We start from the raw sequence: 17,795 nt of genomic DNA, 5'->3' as shown, positions 1-17,795 counted from the left end.
CCCAAAACGTTTCGGATTTTAAAAATATTCTTTTAATGATTTTTTGGTTTCCAAAACGTTTCGGATTTCGCCTAAAAAATCCCCCACATAATATCTCCACTTTCCAAAACGTTTCGGATTTTAGATTGAATAAAACGAACTTTAGATTAACGTTCGGTTTTATCTTATTCTTTAATTAAGGACCTTTGTTTACTATCAGTTGATTCACGAATAATTAACTCCGTATCCAGTATACATTCTCGAGAATTTGATTCTCCTTCAAGCATATCAATTAATAAATGGGATGCTTGATAGCCAAGTTCAATGATATCTTGAGCAATAGTAGTTAATGTTGGTGTTGAGTATGATGCAAGTAAAATATTGTCATATCCTATAACAGATAATTTTGATGGTACCTCAAGTCCCAATATTTTTGCAGCTTTTAGCACCCCTAGTGCCATTAAATCACTAGCACAAAATATGGCTGTAATCTCTGGAAATTGTTTTAGTAATTCCAATGATTTTTCTTGGGCCCTATCCTCTGAAAATTCACCGCTGACAATCCAATATTCTTTAACAGGCAAATTTGCTGCTTCAAGAGCTTCTTTATACCCTTTTAACCTTTGTTTACTAACGAATGCTTGGTCATGTCCATTTATGATTGCAATGTTTTTATGTCCTTGTTCAATTAAATGTCTAACAGCCTTTTTTGCTCCTAATACATTATCTGTTGTGACAAAGCCAACAGTTTCTGATTGAATAGGTATATCAATGAGGACACACGGAATATTACTCTCAACAACCTCATTTAAGTACGGATCGTCAATTTTTATTCCAGAAAGAATTGCACCATCAACTCGACGTTCTCTACAAAGCTGCGAGTATGTTTTTTCTCGTTGTTTAGTCGACGTAGTACTAAATAAAACTAAATCATAGCCGCGTTCAGAAATACATTCATTTACCCCTGAAAGAACTTGATATGTAAAATTATCTTTTACACTTGATCGATCCATACCAGAAACAAGCAATCCAATTGTTTTTGATCTGTTCATTACTAGTCCTCTAGCAAGAGTATTTGGACTATATTTTAGATCTTCAGCTATATTGATAATCTTTTGTCTCGTTTTCTCATTAACATCTGAATAACCGTTTAATGCTCTAGATACTGTTGTGACAGAAACGCCAGCAGTTTTGGCAATATCCTTGATTGTAGTCATATTTGAACTTCCTCCAAAACGTTTCGGATCTCTTATAAATGTATCTTACATTAAGATGAAAGCGATCGCAAGGATAATTTATAAAATTCTAAATTAATAAACTTTCATTTTAGATACCTGGACTATATCTAATCATAAAATCAAGCTCAAAAATGCTCTATAAATGCCATATATAAGGTGCAGGATTACGTTAAGGCCGCCATTTAAGAACAAGAGCGGCCTATCAAATAAGCTTGATTATATTAAAACAAAGACATTATCAACCTCTGGGGATCATACGGGAAATAACGAAAGCTAATAAATCATTTTAGTTAAGAATGTTTTCTCTCACTTTTCACCATTCGGCAATACTTCCATCTCTATGTCTCCAAATTGGATTTCTCCAATTATGTCCCACGTTTGCAAGCTTCCTTACATGTTCCTCATCAATTTCAATGCCTAATCCAGGTCCATTTGGGATCTTTACATACCCATCATTATAGTCAAATACATTTTTATCTACAATATAATCTAAAAGGTCACTTCCCTGATTGTAATGAATACCAAGACTTTGCTCCTGTATAAATGCATTATGACAAGTTGCATCAACTTGTAAGCATGCAGCTAACGCGATTGGTCCTAAAGGACAATGGGGAGCTGCTGCAACATCAAATGCCTCTGCCATTGAGATGATTTTTTTGCATTCGGTAATACCGCCTGCATGGGATAAATCCGGTTGAATAATATCAACATAGCCATCTTTTAATAGACTCTTATATTCCCATCTAGAAAACATTCTTTCTCCTGTTGCAATCGGGATACTTGTGGCTTTAGCTATTTCTCTTAGTGCTTCATTATTGTCAGAAAGTACCGGTTCTTCTATAAACATCGGTCGAAATGCTTCTAACTCTTTTGCTAATAGTTTCGCCATCGGCTTATGTACACGCCCATGAAAATCAATACCAATTCCAATATATTGTCCGACTGCTTCTCGAACAGCGGCAATCCGTTCGATAGCCTGATCAATCTTCTCGTAAGAATCGATTATTTGAAGTTCCTCTGTTCCATTCATTTTAACAGCAGTAAATCCGGCCTCAACTGCTTCTTGTGCAGCCAAGCCTACATCGATTGGACGATCGCCACCAATCCATGAATAAACACGTATGGAATCTCTGCATGCTCCACCTAATAATTCATAGATTGGTGCATTAAAATACTTCCCTTTTATATCCCATAGAGCCTGATCAATTCCCGCTATTGCACTCATTAAAATTGGACCACCACGATAAAAACCTGATCGATACATCATGTTCCAATGATCTTCGATTCTATGAGGATCTTTTCCTATTAAATTTTCCATAAGCTCTTTTACAGCGGTTCCCACCGTTTCCGCTCTTCCTTCGATAACAGGTTCTCCCCACCCAACAATTCCTTCATCTGTCATAATCTTTAAAAATAACCAACGAGGTGGCACTTGAAATAATTCATAGCCTGTAATTTTCATTTTAACCTCTCCTAATTAGTAATCAGATTTAATAGCTGATACAAATTGGCTCGCTTTTTTCGTTAGTTGTTGTAAATATTCTTCTGTTATTTCATGTTTTGTATTAACTAATGCACTACCGATTCCACACCCAACTGCTCCTGCTTCAATAAATTGGTTGAGATTTTCTAGATCTATACCACCTGTTGGTAAAAGTGGAATTTGTGGGAGTGGACCTAAAATATCCTTTATGTAATTAGGTCCTAAAGTTGCCGGAAATACTTTTATAATATCTGCACCCTTCTCATAGGCTGATAGAATTTCAGTAGGCGTAAAAGCCCCAGGAATACTTACTACACCATATCTTTTTGTTAGTTTAATTGTTTCAATGTCAACAGTAGGTGATAAAATAAACGTTGCTCCTGCTAGGATGGCACTTCTAGCGGTTTCAGCGTCTAGTACTGTCCCTGCCCCAATTAAAACTTTGTCACCAAGTTCACTTGATACCTGCTTAATAACTGATAAGGCATTTGGCGAATTCATCGTAATTTCAATCAATTTTATACCACCATCATTAAGGGCCTGCGAGATTCTTATTACATCATTTGGATTAGCTCCTCGAATGATAGCAATGATTTTATTTTCTAGCATTCTAGAAAGCGCATTCATTTTATTCCACCTCACTTTTCTTTTTACTCTTACACAGTTTTATTATATCGTTTAATCCTATATTCAATAAACCACAAAGGTATAAAAAAGACAAAAAAAAAAGCTAACCGGTCATCTATCCGAGTTAGCTCTTTACAAAGTGATTATTGATTCGCTTTTTTAATCCACTCTGCGACTGTAACAGTACGTTTTGCCTGATGTTTAACTGCACCTTCGACATCTTCAATCATTTTTCCATTTTGATCAACTGTTACACTTGTTCCGTATGGATTTCCACCAGAGCCAAAAATTACTGGGTCAGTATAACCAGGAGCTGCTACAATTGCGCCCCAATGATACATTGATGTATATAATGATAAAATCGTTGCTTCTTGTCCACCATGAGAGTTTTGTGCTGAAGACATGGCACTAACTGCTTTATTTGCAAGCTTGCCGTTAAACCAGAGGCCACCTGTAGTATCTAGGAATGCTTTCATTTGTGAAGGCATATTACCAAATCTAGTTGGCACACTGAATATGATTGCGTCAGCCCATTCTAAATCGTCTAATTTTACTTCAGGTACATTACTTGTAGCTTCAACATGTGCTTTCCATGCTGGATTCGAGTCAATAGCTGCTTGTGGAGCTGTTTCTGGTACCTTTAATACTTTTACCTCAGCTCCAACTTCTTTCGCTCCCGCTTCTGCCCACTGTGCTAATTGATAATTTGTCCCACTAGCACTGTAGTAAATCACCGCTAATTTCACATTTGTCATTTGATTTGTCTCCTTATCGATTGAATTCCCCTTGAATAATTTGTCCCAAAAACCCATTTTCATCACCACTTTTCGATGCCTTCAAAAGACATTTTCCATTCTATTAATAGGGTATTGTGTTTTTTGAAACTGGTATAAGAAATATACGCATACTTTTACCCTCCTATATTATTGCTCTTATTTTGCTTTTTAAAACACTCTATCTTTTTTCTCATGCACTGACTATGGAAATCGATTTTAATAAAAACAAGCTGCCATAAGCAGCCTTGTTGTAGGATTATTTCTGATGTTGCAGAGCCATATGGATACCTAAACCAAAGTAAACACATGCAATCACTTTCCCTTGCCAATTAGCAATCATTTTGTTTTTAGAAAGCCATTTACTCACAGTACCAGCAATAAATGCTAATAACGTAGTATACGCAATACTTAACGCAACAAATGTTAAACCTAAAATGAATAGTTGCGAAATCACCGACCCTTGTTCAGGATGTACAAATTGGGGTAAGAAGGATAGAAAGAATAATGCCGTTTTTGGATTAAGAACCTCAGTCAAGACTGCTTGTGTAAAAGAACGAGTTGGATTCGTACACTGCTCTACTGACGGAATCGTAAGCAGTGATGTTTTTTCTAAAAAGGCACGGACCCCAAGATACAATAAGTAGGCAACACCCAAATACTTTATCAAGTCAAAAGCAAGAGCTGATGTCATTAAAATTGCTGAAAGCCCTAGTGCTGAAGCAAATGTGTGAATAAGATCTCCTACAGCAATTCCTATCCCAGTAAAAATCCCATTCTTTCTTCCTCCCTTAACACTTTGAGCAAGGGTAAGCATTACTGCAGGCCCAGGTACAATGAATAAAGTTAAAACTACCAATACAAATGTAAGCATTTTATACCTCCCTTTGTTTGATTTTTCTTACTATTTCGAACCCTCTTACCTTTATTATCAAGTATGGAAGTAGTAATTTATTTATTTATTTCTTTTTAATGGAAGTAAACTTACCTTCATTTCAGCCCAATAGTTTGAATCCTTCTATTAACTCAATTAACTTCTGTATAATAACTTGGATCACCCTCATGAGCTTGACTATAATAGCTCGGAAGAATAATTTCTACAATTGTACCTTTTTCTACTTCACTTTCGATCCCTATCGTTCCTTGATGTGTTTCTACAATTTTATAACAGGACATTAACCCTAAACCAATTCCCACTTCCTTAATACTATAAAATGGTTCTCCAAGAAATGGGATACGTTCTTTCGGAATTCCACACCCTTGATCGATAAAACGAATACTTAACCGGTTATTGTCTACTTCATTGATTTCAATGGTAACTTCTCCGCCTGTTGGCATTGATTCAATTGCATTTTTCAAGATATTAATAAATACCTGTTTTAATTGGATACCTTCACAATATATAAATTGAATATCAGTTTTAATCTCTATTTTAATCTCAATATTATTCATTAGTACTTGAGGTTGAAGCAGTACGATCGCTTGATTTAATAACAATTGAAGATCATTTAGTTGAACCTTTACAGCCTCCGGTTTAGCAACTGCCATAAATTCGTTTGTAACAACTTCAATTTGTTCAATTTCTTTTGATATGAACTCAACGTAGTATTGGTTTTCTTCATTTAAGTTGTTTTGGAGTAATTTTACAAATCCTTTAATTGTCGTAAGTGGATTTCGAATTTCATGAGCAATTGCAGTGGCTAAATGCCCTACAACTGCAAGCTTTTCTGACTTTCGTAATAATTCTTCTGTTTTTAACCTCTCAGTGATATCTCTAGAGATGGCAAGAAAAACTTCCTTTTCACCCAACTTAAAAACACGGACACTAAATTCAGTCGTTATTTTTTTACCAGTTTTAAATATATATTCATCCTGTAAAGTAAAACACTGTTTACCATTTCTTATATTCTCTACAATCTTCATAAGCATTCGAGAATTTGCTGATACAGTATCGGTAAATGGCCTCGAAAGTATTTCCTCCCTACTAGACTCAAACCTTGCACTTCCAACAGGGTTTACTTCAATAAATCTAGTTGGAAATTGTTCCTCATCCAACTCAATTAAGTATACTGCATCAGATGCCTGTTCAATTAAAGCACGGTATTTCATCTCACTTTCTTGCAATTGTTGATGTAATCTATGAAGTTCTCTTTCAGTTTGTTTTCTTTTTGAAATGTCTCTGCTAATCGATGAGATCGCTACCACATTTCCCTTGGTATCTTGAATAGGTGATAACGTTAAGCTTATATCGATTAGTCTCTCATCTTTTCTTTTTCTTACGGTTTCTACTTCAGTAATTGATTCTCCAGAAACAACCTTTTGATAAAGATGTTGAGCCTCATTTAGTAAATCCTTTGGAATCGTAGGGAGTTTCTGACCTAAAATTTCCTGTTCTGACCAGCCAAATATCCTTTCAAAGGATTTATTAACCTGTAAAACCTGTCCTTCTAAATCAATAATATAGATAGAATCTATGTTATCATTGATGAAAGATTCCAGTCGTTGTTTCGTTGTTAGTAATTCCTCTTCCATCTTTTTTCTTTCCGTTATATCTACAATAGACCCAACTACTTCTAACACTTTCTCTTCCCTTTTAATCGGCCTGAGTGAAATAAAAATCATTGTTTCATTATCTGGCCAAGGTAACTCAAATGAGACCTCTTTTCCTTCCCATGCCAGCTGAAAATTTTCTGATATTTCAGAAAATAGTAAAGGAGGGCATACAGCTTGTAAATCTTTCTCTATTACATCTTCAGAGTTCCAGCCAATTCGATCATAAAACTGGCCATCAAGTAATGTGAATAAAAAACGACCATTCCTTTTTTTGTATTTAAAAATCCCCCCTTGGAGTTCATGTACAGTGTCCTTCAGCTCCTGTTTGGATTCTACTAATGCTTGATTCGTTCTAAATAAGTCTTGTGTTAAGTGATACAGTTTCTGATGAGATTCAATAAGAAATAAACCAATTAATAGTCCCATAAACATTAAGATAATAAGTTGAACATCAAAGATAAAAACAATGGAGGTGGGTGTGAACCAAAAAACGATCTGAATCAATACAGCATAAACAACTAGGTTGAGAATTGAACTTTTGAATGGATGTAGATTTTTAAGATATGTCTTTAAAAATGTGTATACAACAGACATTCCCAAGAAAGCAATCACAGATGGTTCCCAATCATCACCAAGATAAAAAATCCGCATAATAGCAATAAACATGAACGTAATCCATCCAGCAGTTCGGCCAAAGTAAATAAACGAAAGGATAAGCGGTACTACACGAAGATCACAAATTAATCCCATATGTTCAAAGTGAAAAAACATGGAGATAACCGCAATAATGCCTGCATAAACTCCTCCAAGCAAATGATAAAACCTAACATTTTTATGGAAAATGAATACTCTAAAGAAAATGGCTAAACTAACTAAGAAAGCAATAATAGAAAGGTTTATGAAGTATTCTTTTATCAGCATGTAATTTCCGCCCTTTTTAGTATTTTTCTAGGATTTTGACCATTTTTATACTTTTATTACTAATAATGTACAACTTAAAGTTAATTTATTTTACATCAATCATTACTTAACTATTAAGTTATAACCGCTTACATAATTATCTCAAAATTATAAATTTTTTGTCAATAATATGTTGATGAATAAATATATTGAAATAAATACATCTATATGGTTAAGGAAATCGAATCTAACACATAGATAAAAACACCTACAATTAATGCAGATGTTACGATTTAAGATGTATTATTGTTGACGTAAAATACGTTGAATCAAAACGACCATCACCAATAGAAATGGAATGATAAATTCAAATAGTGGAAAGATCGATTTTAGTACGACTTTCCCGTGGTATAAATGTTCTACAAAATTATCTGATGCGAAAATGAAGGTAAGAAAGATCATCCCCCCATTTACGAATACCAACTTTTTGTAGCTTTTAACTTTGAATAAATCTGTTGAGCTTATCACAGCCGATTACGAGCGATGGAATAAATCCTAACTTAACAGGAATTATGATTACTGGAAATGGACAAAAGGGAGAAGTGAAAGAAAACATAGAGATATTGTTCGTTTTCATCAATATCTCTATAGTATTTAACCACTGATCTACTGGATTGAACCACTTTTTCTGTCTATTGAACCACTGTCTCGTGGATTGAACCACTTTTTCTGTCTATTGAACCACTGATCTCGTGAATTGAACCACTTATTGCAGTTATTTAACCTCTATTATCCCCCCTCATCAATTCTAAAAAGGATAAACCCTTTCTGAGATTTACCCTCTTCAAAAATCACTTACGATAAACTACGCACTTGTTCCTTTTGATTTGTAGCGAGCAATGCTTCTTTTTCTTCATGGCATATAAAAGTTATAATACATAAAATATTAGGTCGATGAGAAACTAAAAATGGTGTATTCCACCAAAAACTTCAATGTGGAGGGATAAACTTTGAGAATGATACTTTTTCACTTATTCCCTGGCTTAACATTTACGATATTGCCTGTAACACTTTTATTAAGTAAAGCAATATATAGGGTAAGATGGCTGTTCAAAGCTCCATCTATTACTTAAGTGTTAAGTAAAACGATCTGATTCACATTGTTGGAAGTAGAAAAGGCAGGCGCCATTTAAGCGCTTGCCTTTTCTACTTTAATATTTAACTAAATCAATGACTGCTTGTTTGAGATAAACGGCTCGTGCGCTTGGATGAAATATTCATGTGATTGAAAGTGACTTATACTTTTCTGATCATCCTCCCACACCCATGAATCCATATCAGATTGTGTCTTATGAGCACGGTATGCACGCAGCTTATGTAAATGTTCGTTTTTGACATTGATTTCTGTTATTTGCTCCGGTAAAAAACCATAGACTTTTGGATCTTGGGCTACATTGGACCAACAAACATAGTACAGTTCTGCTTCCCGATTTGTTTTAGCATATCTTGCAAATGCTGATTTTGTTGCAAGCCCGATTGTACAATGATCGGGGTGACCACCTAGTCTTTCATGAAAGGTTATCACAACATCGGGTTTAACATCAATCATCTGATCAAGAACTGTCTGTGTGAGTGATTCAAATGGATAAATTTCTAGCAATTTATCACGAATTCCTAAAAAACGTAACTCCTCGAAATGTAATGCTTTGCAGGCATTGATTAGCTCTTGTTCTCGTAGTTTTCGAATGCTCTCTCTCGTTGCAAATGGCGGAACTCCCATTCTTCTGCCCATTTCCCCTTTTGTAGCACAAACAAGTACAACTCGGTGATCATCATATGCATATTTAGCCAACGTACCACCACATATGAATGTTTCATCATCAGGGTGAGCAAACACTGCCAAGATTGTTGCCATCATTAACCCCTTCTTTTCGCTAAAATAATGAAGCCTATTGATTAAAGTACAAATGGGTTAGAACCTATTTCAAGTGTACGAGCAAGGCGGTCAACATGATCATAACCACTGATTACAACCAATTCTTCGGATATCGACATATGGGTTAGATCATCTACTTGGATTATGGATTGCTGCTGATCCATCTCTAAGAAAACACGAAATGATTGATCTCCTTTTACATGAACATTTGATAAAGTAGCTTTTCCATTTCTATAATAACCACCAGGATTTATTTCAATGTGAAGATAAATATTTGTTCCGAGCCATTGTTGGAGTTTATCTAAAAGAGATTGAGAATTAATTGGTACCATGTAAAACACCTCCACTCTAAATTGTAAAAGGGAAAAAAGTAGGAAGTTTACTTAAGGAATAATTAACTTTATAGTTTTTTAGATTTTGACAAGATCCTCTTGATCAACATTAAACTCAATTAAATTGAAATCAGGATCCATACAGAAAATTTGCGCAAAGCCACTTGTACTATTCGGTTTTTCTGTTATTTCAATTCCTAGCACTTTTAAAAAGTTCAACGTTTCATAATAATCTTTCACACGTATAGCAAAATGACCATCTTTTGAATTAATCGTATGCTCTGTACGTAACGTAGAAGAATCTTTTTGTACAATTAAATGAAGCTGCTGATTTCCCACTTGATACCAAGCACCTGGGAAATCAAAATTTGGGCGTTCTAATTCTCGGAAGCCCAATAGTGTTCCATAAAAATGTTTTGCCTTCTGCAAATCTGTCACTGAAAGACTAACATGGTGGATGCTTTCTATATTGATCATTATGGACAACCCCCTTCTAGTAATGAATCAATTAATTTAATTAATTATAGCAGATGAAAACGCTATTATGCATTATATAGGATTCTTCAAGAAATAGGCCTAACCTACAGGAAAAAAATGTATGAAAACACAAAAAAAGGACAAGATAAAAAAATTATTTAATCATTTTTTTACGTGGAGTGTTAAAAAGATGAAAAGTGCATGGAACCGTTTATTCAAAATACAAAAAAAAGAAAAAATGCAACCTAAGGTAAGCTTTGATGATACAAATAATACGCTATATCCAGAAGAGCTAAGTTCTTCAATTGATATCAATATTAAACACATTAAACAAGCTTTTGGAAATAGCGGTGATTTAATCATTCGAGAATTTAACATGGGAAAACCATTATTTCATAAAGTTGCTTCTATTTATGTAAACGGATTAAGTGATAAGGAAATCATGGGAAACTTTATCATCGAAAAACTCATGAATGACACCAATATTAATAATCGTGAAGAGTCGTGGTCACCAAATAAATTAGGGACATATATTAAAGATCATATTATAACAATAACAAGTGTTGAGATTGTTTCTGATATGAAAAACCTGCTTTCCCAACTACTCACAGGACAAACTATTGTGCTTGTTGACGGTTCATCTGAAGCTTTGAACTGTGCTTCTCAAGGTGGGGAGCTACGTTCAATATCAGAACCTACTGCAGAATCTTCAGTTCGTGGACCAAAAGATAGTTTTACTGAATCGCTTATAACAAATACATCCATGGTACGACGAAGAATTAAAAGTCCAAATCTTTGGCTAGAAACTAGAAAGCTGGGAAAGATTACACAAACAGAGATTGGCATCATGTATTTAAACGGTGTTGTTAACGATAAGTTACTTAACGAAGTAAGAGAACGCCTTGATAAAATTGATGTTGACGAAATTCTTGGTTCCAACACTATTGAAGAATGGATTACCGATGATGTATACACTCCCTGGCCTACAATCTTTGTGACAGAACGTCCTGATGTGGTAGCAGGTAACTTACTTGAAGGGCGTGTGGCTATTTTTGTTGATGGAACACCGATACCTTTGATCGTTCCAGCCACCTGGAATCAATTTATTCAAACAGCTGAAGATTATTATTTACGTTGGAGTATTTCTGGGTTTTTAAGATTTATTAGAATTGTTTCTTTTTTGATCACTTTACTTGGACCATCCCTTTTCATTGCATTTGTATCGTTTCATCCTGAATTAATTCCAACCCCCTTGCTAATAAATATAGCTGCACAGAGACAAGCTATTCCATTTCCTATTATTATCGAGGCACTACTAATGGAATTAACTTTTGAAGTATTACGTGAAGCTGGAGTGCGAATGCCTCGACCTGTTGGCCAAGCTGTTTCAATTGTGGGTGCGCTGGTATTAGGGGAAGCAGCTGTTTCTGCTGGTATTGTGTCGAGTGCAATGGTCATTGTTGTTGCTGCAACTGCAATTGCAAGCTTTACTATCCCCCATTATTCACTAACAGATGCAACTCGATTACTACGATTTATGATGATGATATTAGCAAGTACCTTTGGACTTTATGGGATTGGATTAGGTGTCATACTATTGGTTGCACATACAGTGAGTTTGCGGTCATTTGGCATTCCATACTTAGCTCCATTTGCTCCCATAATTGTTACTGACCAACAGGATGCGATTTTACGCTTACCAAAACCTTTTATGTCCAAGCGTCCACGACTTATTAGTCAAAAACGAAAAAAAAGGAATTAAACATCGGATCATTCTTTGTTAACTAAGAAAAAAATATCGCTTAAACGATGTATCAGAGAGGGATTTGAATGAAACATAAGCCTTATATATTTGTTTTAGCACTTTCACTTATCTGTTTATCTGGTTGCTGGGATAGTGCAGAGCTACAAGATCTTAGCATTGTTTCAGGGATCGGGATTGATAAAGGTGGTGACTCAGTCGATGATAGATATCGTACAACTGTTCAAATTATCAATCCTTCACAGATCGCCGGAGGCCAACAAGGAGGGAAAGTTCAAGCTTCACCGGTTACAACTTATTCAGCAACAGGGAGTACTCTGAAAGAAGCATTTCACAAAGTTTCATTAAAAGCACCAAATGAACTATTTTTCCCTCACATCCAAATCATGATTATTAGCGAGGGATTAGCGAAAGAAGGTATTTTGGATTCGTTGGATGTAATTGAACGTGATGCCTATTTTCGTGAACTTTTTCCCATTGTCATTGTAAGGGGCAATACAGCGGAAGATGCTTTAAAAATATCGACTTCATTAATACCAATTCCTACTGCAAAAATGGTTGCAAGCTTAGAATCCTCTGAAATGATATGGGGAGAGTATTTACCTGTACGCGCTGATGAGGTCATTGCAAAATTAAATAATAGTAGTCTAACGATTCCAGGCATTCAAATTAACGGTTCAGCTGAAAAAGGGAATGCTGGGACGAATATCCAACAAATTTTACCTGAAACAATTATTGAAACAAGTGGTTTAGCAATCATAAAAGAAGGTAAACTTGATAAATGGCTGGAAAAAGACGCTGCACATGGGGTTACATGGATTAAAAATAAATTAAATAGAACCATTATGACTCTTGATTGTCAAAAGCAAAAAGAAGCAATTGGTATTGAGATTACCTCATCAAAAACAAACATTAAAGTTAGAATAAAAAACCAATCACCAATACTAACCGTTTCAATTCTAACTGAAGGAGTTGTCACTGAAAATCATTGCTCCATTGATTTAAGTAAAAATAAAACGATTGAAGAGCTTGAAAAGAAGTTAAATGAAGAAATAAAAGAAGAGATCAAAACAACTTTAAAAGTTGCCCAAGAGGAAAAGAGCGATATTTTTGGTTTTAGTGAATACGTGAATATTGCAGATAAAAAACTATGGAATAAAATAGAAGACAAATGGGAAGATGAAATCTTTCCTGAAACAGAAATTAATGTTTCTGTACAATCAGTCATACGTCGGACAGGCATGAGCACAAATTCATATATAAAATAAGCTCGGATTATTAGGAAATTGGGGTTCTGAATATGGAGAAAGCCAAGTTAAGTGTTATTCAACTCTTTGCTATGATGTTTATGCTGGAAATGGGTACTTCCCTAGTTGTAAGTTATGGGATAGGCGCAAAAAAAGACGCCTGGTTAGCCATACTTTTAGGTATGTCCAGTGGAGTTGTCTTATTTTTTATTTATTATCGGTTATTTCGCCAATATCCAACATTATCACTTACTGGATATACTCAAAAAATATTAGGTAAATATATAGGGTGGTTTATAGGTTTTTTGTATATCCTTTACTTTTTATACGTTACATCTAGACAGGTTCGTGATTTCAGCGAATTGCTCGTATCCTCGACAATGACTGAAACACCATTATTAGCCATTCATATTTCATTTGTTCTTGTCATTTGTTATGTGCTTTATTTAGGTATAGAAGTACTTGGCAGAACAGCGGAAGTATTTATTATTATCTTACTATTGTTTGGCATTGCAGCAAACTTTTTCATCCTTGTTTCAGGAAGTATCAATTTAAATCATTTAAGACCTTTTCTAGAGGATGGCTGGAAACCAATCATCAATACAGCTATCCATGATATTACCCCTCATCCGTTTGGTGAATTAATTGTATTTACCATGATCCTTCCTTATTTAAATAAACCAGGATCTGTAAAAAAAGTATGGCTGACTGCATTGATAGCAGGAGGGCTTGTTTTAAGTTGGACAGCAAGTATAAATATTGCCGTTCTTGGAGTAGACGTAATGGAGAGAACAACTTTTCCTACGCTAACAACAATTGGCAAGGTGAACCTCTTAGAATTTATTCAAAGGCTTGACGCAATTGTTGTTTTCACGCTATTTATAACGGTGTTTTTCAAAGCTTCCATTTTTCTATATGTTACGGTTATTAGTGTAGTAGATCTATTCAAGTTGAATAATCATCAACAAATTTTATTTCCTGTTGGTGGTATTATCGTCTTTTCATCCATGATGATTGCTTCAAATTTTTCAGAATACATGGAAGAAGCAAAGAATGTATTCCGTTTTTATCATCCCTTATTTTTCTTTGTATTCCCATTGATTATGCTTATCGTTGCAACAGTTCAAAACCGATTAAAAAATAAACTTAATTAGATCCATCTTCATTTCGAGCTTTATTATTCATGTTGTAATAAATTGGTTGGCCAATTATTATCCCAAAGAAAAATATCAGCATAATATATTCACCTGCTCCCATGGTCCAAAATAGATTTAAATGATGCTTGAGGAGCTGAGAACTCCTCATACCGATACCTATGTCCATAAACACATTTGTTCCAATACTAAAAATAAATAATAGCATGACAATACAAGTAATTTTCATATAATGCTCCTTATTAAATATAGATTGTATATAGTATTTGTGATCTTGGTGTATTTTAGACATTTCAATATAATCAAAAACCTTGCTATTCCAATAAGTATCTTAATCCATAAAAATATGCTTTCATCCTTTTGGTAGAAAAATTAAAAATCTAAGGGGGAGAGTAAGAAAGATAAATATTCCTTACTCTCCCCCTTAGAGAGATTCTAATCAATCTTTTGTATAATTTATCTCTTGATATGTATGAACACTCCATATTTGATCTAAACTATGAACGGGAGGTTTTATAATGAGACAAACAACTGTATTACTTATAAAATTTGTGACCTGTTTGATTGCCTTTGGACTTGGTCTTGACTTATTCTTTGACGCGACGTTTGTTGATATTCTTTCTTTCAGTTTATTTGTTACGATTGCTTCTTATATATTAGGTGAGCTAATTATCCTACCACAACTAGGGAAGCGAGCAGCAGCCGTTACAGATTTCTTGTTAACCTACTTTAGCGTGTGGATATTCGGAAGTATCCTTCTAGACAATTATCTACAAATTGGTTGGGGAAGTATTATATCTGCAACGATCGTAACTGTAGCCGAAGTCTTTGTTCATTTATTTTTACAGGATCGGATTAATGTTGGACAAACAACTGAGAGAAGAAGTACTGGTATGAATCCTACGCTAGCATTTGGGACGGAATTTGCGGAAGAAGAAGATATTAGGGATTTACCAAAGAAGGATAAATAAAAAATGGGGGACAGTCCCCCACTACGTTACAAAGTTAACGCACTGAGGGACTGTCCCCAACGATTAACCTTTATTTGCCCCTGCTTTGAGTCCCTCTGTAAGATGATCTTGGAAGATAAAAAATAAAATTGTAATTGGTACTGCTACTAATACAGCACCTGCTGCAAAGTTTGTAAATTCAGAATTTCCACGTCCTGTGACCATTTCAAATAGGCCTACAGCCAATGTTTTCTTTTCACTCGATCTTAGGACAAGTTGGGCAAAAATAAAATCCATCCACGGTCCGATAAAGTTTGTTACAGCAATAAATACTAAAACTGGTTTTGAAAGTGGCATCATGATTTTATAAAAAATCTTCACATGGCTTGCACCATCAATTTTTGCTGCTTCCTCAAGACTTTTAGGTAGACCATCGAAGTACCCCTTAACAAGCCATGCTCCAAAGGGAATCGAGCCACCTGCATAAACAAGAATTAACCCCCAATGATTGTCTAATAAGTTCATTTGCAATAATAGAATGTAGATTGCAATCATCCCCATAAACCCAGGAAACATTTGCAAAACAAGCATCGTCATTAGACCTTGCTTTCTACCTGGAAAACGAAATCTTGAAAAGGCATATGCTGCAGTAACCACTAAAAAGGTTGAAAAAATCATATTCCAAAATGCAATTTTAAGTGTGTTTTTATACCACAATAAATAATCAGTTTCTTTAAATAAATACTCATAATGTGAAAGTGATAAGGATTCAGGTATGATTCGTGTTGAGAATAAGGAATCACCTGGGTTCAATGAGCCGGTAATAATCCAAATAACAGGATATAGGATAAAGATTGTTGTAATTGTTAAAATGGAATAAATCATTATATGGCTAAGCTTCTTTTTTAAACTAACCTCCATCATGACATCATATCCTCCTCTTTAAATGCTCTTGTTTTTCGAAAGTTAATAATTGAGAAAGTAGCAATCACAATAAAGATTAAAATAGAGACAACAGAAGCTACTGCAAATTGACTATTATCAAGTGTTAATTTATAAATCCAACTTATTAAAATATCGGTAGACCCTGCATATGAATAATCCATGTTAACCGGTCCACCTTCTGTCATTAAATAAATAATATTAAAGTTGTTAAAGTTTCCTGCAAAAGACATGATTGCAAGAGGCGCTGTAGCAAACATGATTAATGGCATGGTAATTTTCCAAAACCTTTGAACAGGTGTCGCACCGTCAACTTCTGCTGCTTCATATACTTCTTTATCAATACTAGTTAATACGCCGCTCATTAAAACCATCCAGAATGGGAATCCAAACCACATGTTTACAACAATAAGTGTTACTTTTGCCAGAAACGGATCTGACAGCCAAGGGATTGCTCCTTGAATAACACCTAATTCTATTAAATAACGGTTTAAAGGACCAAATTCACCATTAAAAATATTTCTCATTATTAATATTGAAACAAATTGAGGAATTGCCCAAGGTAGGATAAACATACTTCGCCAAAACTTCTTAAATTTAATTCCTTTTTGGTTTAGTAATACAGCAAAAATCAGTCCCAAGAAGAAGGTTGTAATTGTTGAAATTACTGCCCATATAACTGTCCATGAAAAAACACCATAGAATGTTGTACTCCAGGTTTTCATTTGAAAAAGCTGAATAAATGTATCAAAACCAACCCAATCAACTAAATGCTTTGGTGGGAGATGATTTGGTGCTGAGTAATTCGTAAAAGCAATTAAGATTCCAAATAACAAGGGAAGAATTGTTAAGAATGAAGTAAATAAGACAGACGGTGTTAATAAAATATAGGGAAAGCCATTTTCCCATATGTTTCTAAACATATCTTTTGCTCCGTTAGGCTTTATTCCCTTTTCATTCTTTAAAGCTACCTTATAAGCATCCCGGATATTTAAATAGTAGAACCATAGGAATAGCAAGAAAGAGATTAAAAATAAAATCCCCTCAATCATTAAGAAAATAGAGTGATCACCTTGAACAATTTTAAATCCATCTCTTGATTGTGGAGTTTCCCCTAATGTTGTTAGCCCCCACATTGCCCATTGAAAAGGAACAGTCCAAAAAAGAAGTAGGTATAATTCCAAAGTTATAAAACATAAACCTTTTACGATTTGTCGATTATACAACTGGCCAAGACCCATAAATATTAAAGATAGAAAAGCACCAATTCTTGGCTTTGTTAGGAAAGTTCGATTAGGTGGTATTGGTATTTTTGAAGATTTGTTTGTTTTTTTAGCGTTGCTTTCCTTACGGGATTTTTGTTCATAGTTACGATCACGTGCTAAAGAACTCATGGTTCACCCTCCTTTTAATGGATATGAGAGGGTGACTCAATGGATATG

At 34.7% G+C, this 17,795-nt stretch carries 16 protein-coding genes; 4 read left to right on the top strand and 12 right to left on the bottom strand.

Going from position 1 to position 17,795, the window contains the following annotated elements:
• Positions 1 to 164: 164 nt before the first annotated feature.
• From I7822_RS12555 to I7822_RS12515, 9 genes are all read right to left on the bottom strand, one after another.
• Complete coding sequence (locus I7822_RS12555; RefSeq protein ID WP_207978577.1) at positions 165 to 1,196, bottom strand: LacI family DNA-binding transcriptional regulator; 1,032 nt, start codon at positions 1,194 to 1,196, stop codon at positions 165 to 167.
• A gap of 334 nt (positions 1,197 to 1,530) precedes the next feature.
• Positions 1,531 to 2,679 carry a galactonate dehydratase gene (dgoD, locus tag I7822_RS12550; protein WP_207978575.1) on the bottom strand — a complete coding sequence of 383 codons (1,149 nt, stop codon included), beginning with the start codon at positions 2,677 to 2,679 and terminating at the stop codon, positions 1,531 to 1,533.
• A gap of 15 nt (positions 2,680 to 2,694) precedes the next feature.
• The gene (locus tag I7822_RS12545) at positions 2,695 to 3,327 is read right to left on the bottom strand and encodes a bifunctional 4-hydroxy-2-oxoglutarate aldolase/2-dehydro-3-deoxy-phosphogluconate aldolase (RefSeq protein ID WP_207978573.1); all 633 of its coding nucleotides are present in this window, start codon (positions 3,325 to 3,327) and stop codon (positions 2,695 to 2,697) included.
• 143 nt (positions 3,328 to 3,470) lie between these two features.
• Complete coding sequence (gene wrbA, locus I7822_RS12540; RefSeq protein ID WP_207978571.1) at positions 3,471 to 4,139, bottom strand: NAD(P)H:quinone oxidoreductase; 669 nt, start codon at positions 4,137 to 4,139, stop codon at positions 3,471 to 3,473.
• Between the two features lie 220 nt (positions 4,140 to 4,359).
• Positions 4,360 to 4,974 carry a LysE family translocator gene (locus I7822_RS12535; RefSeq protein ID WP_207978569.1) on the bottom strand — a complete coding sequence of 205 codons (615 nt, stop codon included), beginning with the start codon at positions 4,972 to 4,974 and terminating at the stop codon, positions 4,360 to 4,362.
• 152 nt (positions 4,975 to 5,126) lie between these two features.
• Complete coding sequence (locus I7822_RS12530; RefSeq protein WP_207978567.1) at positions 5,127 to 7,574, bottom strand: PAS domain S-box protein; 2,448 nt, start codon at positions 7,572 to 7,574, stop codon at positions 5,127 to 5,129.
• A 1,201-nt stretch (positions 7,575 to 8,775) separates the two neighbouring features.
• Positions 8,776 to 9,471, bottom strand: coding sequence for a PIG-L family deacetylase (locus tag I7822_RS12525; protein ID WP_243459437.1), 696 nt, complete (start codon positions 9,469 to 9,471; stop codon positions 8,776 to 8,778).
• A gap of 38 nt (positions 9,472 to 9,509) precedes the next feature.
• Entirely contained in the window at positions 9,510 to 9,821 is a 312-nt protein-coding gene (locus I7822_RS12520; RefSeq protein WP_207978565.1) for a DUF1806 family protein, read from the bottom strand.
• Positions 9,822 to 9,899: 78 nt separating this feature from the next.
• Positions 9,900 to 10,298 carry a VOC family protein gene (locus tag I7822_RS12515; RefSeq protein ID WP_207978564.1) on the bottom strand — a complete coding sequence of 133 codons (399 nt, stop codon included), beginning with the start codon at positions 10,296 to 10,298 and terminating at the stop codon, positions 9,900 to 9,902.
• Between the two features lie 190 nt (positions 10,299 to 10,488).
• On the opposite strand from I7822_RS12515, the gene I7822_RS12510 reads away from it, so the two are divergent.
• From I7822_RS12510 to I7822_RS12500, 3 genes are all read left to right on the top strand, one after another.
• On the top strand, positions 10,489 to 12,060 hold the full coding sequence (locus tag I7822_RS12510; protein WP_207978562.1) for a spore germination protein: 1,572 nt from the start codon (positions 10,489 to 10,491) through the stop codon (positions 12,058 to 12,060).
• 68 nt (positions 12,061 to 12,128) lie between these two features.
• Positions 12,129 to 13,328, top strand: a complete 1,200-nt coding sequence (locus I7822_RS12505) for a Ger(x)C family spore germination protein (protein ID WP_207978561.1) — start codon at positions 12,129 to 12,131, stop codon at positions 13,326 to 13,328.
• 32 nt (positions 13,329 to 13,360) lie between these two features.
• Positions 13,361 to 14,461, top strand: coding sequence for a GerAB/ArcD/ProY family transporter (locus tag I7822_RS12500; RefSeq protein ID WP_207978559.1), 1,101 nt, complete (start codon positions 13,361 to 13,363; stop codon positions 14,459 to 14,461).
• Here I7822_RS12500 and I7822_RS12495 read toward each other — a convergent pair.
• The gene (locus I7822_RS12495; RefSeq protein WP_207978555.1) at positions 14,454 to 14,690 is read right to left on the bottom strand and encodes a YczF family membrane protein; all 237 of its coding nucleotides are present in this window, start codon (positions 14,688 to 14,690) and stop codon (positions 14,454 to 14,456) included. The two genes, I7822_RS12500 and I7822_RS12495, sit on opposite strands and share 8 nt — an antisense overlap.
• A 289-nt stretch (positions 14,691 to 14,979) precedes the next feature.
• Here I7822_RS12495 and I7822_RS12490 point away from each other — a divergent pair, with 289 nt between their 5' ends.
• Positions 14,980 to 15,432 carry a YndM family protein gene (locus tag I7822_RS12490; protein ID WP_207978553.1) on the top strand — a complete coding sequence of 151 codons (453 nt, stop codon included), beginning with the start codon at positions 14,980 to 14,982 and terminating at the stop codon, positions 15,430 to 15,432.
• Positions 15,433 to 15,495: 63 nt separating this feature from the next.
• Here the strand turns inward: I7822_RS12490 and I7822_RS12485 are convergent, their stop codons facing one another.
• Both I7822_RS12485 and I7822_RS12480 read right to left on the bottom strand, forming a co-directional pair.
• Complete coding sequence (locus I7822_RS12485) at positions 15,496 to 16,332, bottom strand: sugar ABC transporter permease (RefSeq protein WP_207978807.1); 837 nt, start codon at positions 16,330 to 16,332, stop codon at positions 15,496 to 15,498.
• Entirely contained in the window at positions 16,332 to 17,747 is a 1,416-nt protein-coding gene (locus I7822_RS12480) for a carbohydrate ABC transporter permease (protein ID WP_207978552.1), read from the bottom strand. The genes I7822_RS12485 and I7822_RS12480 overlap by 1 nt, the downstream gene beginning before the upstream one ends.
• Positions 17,748 to 17,795: the final 48 nt, after the last annotated feature.

The sequence above is a fragment of the Metabacillus bambusae genome (assembly GCF_017497975.1).
GTDB classification, from domain to species: domain Bacteria; phylum Bacillota; class Bacilli; order Bacillales; family Bacillaceae; genus Metabacillus; species Metabacillus bambusae.
The sequence above is the reverse complement of the archived record's forward strand: the minus strand, read 5'-3'. Positions and strand labels throughout refer to the sequence as shown.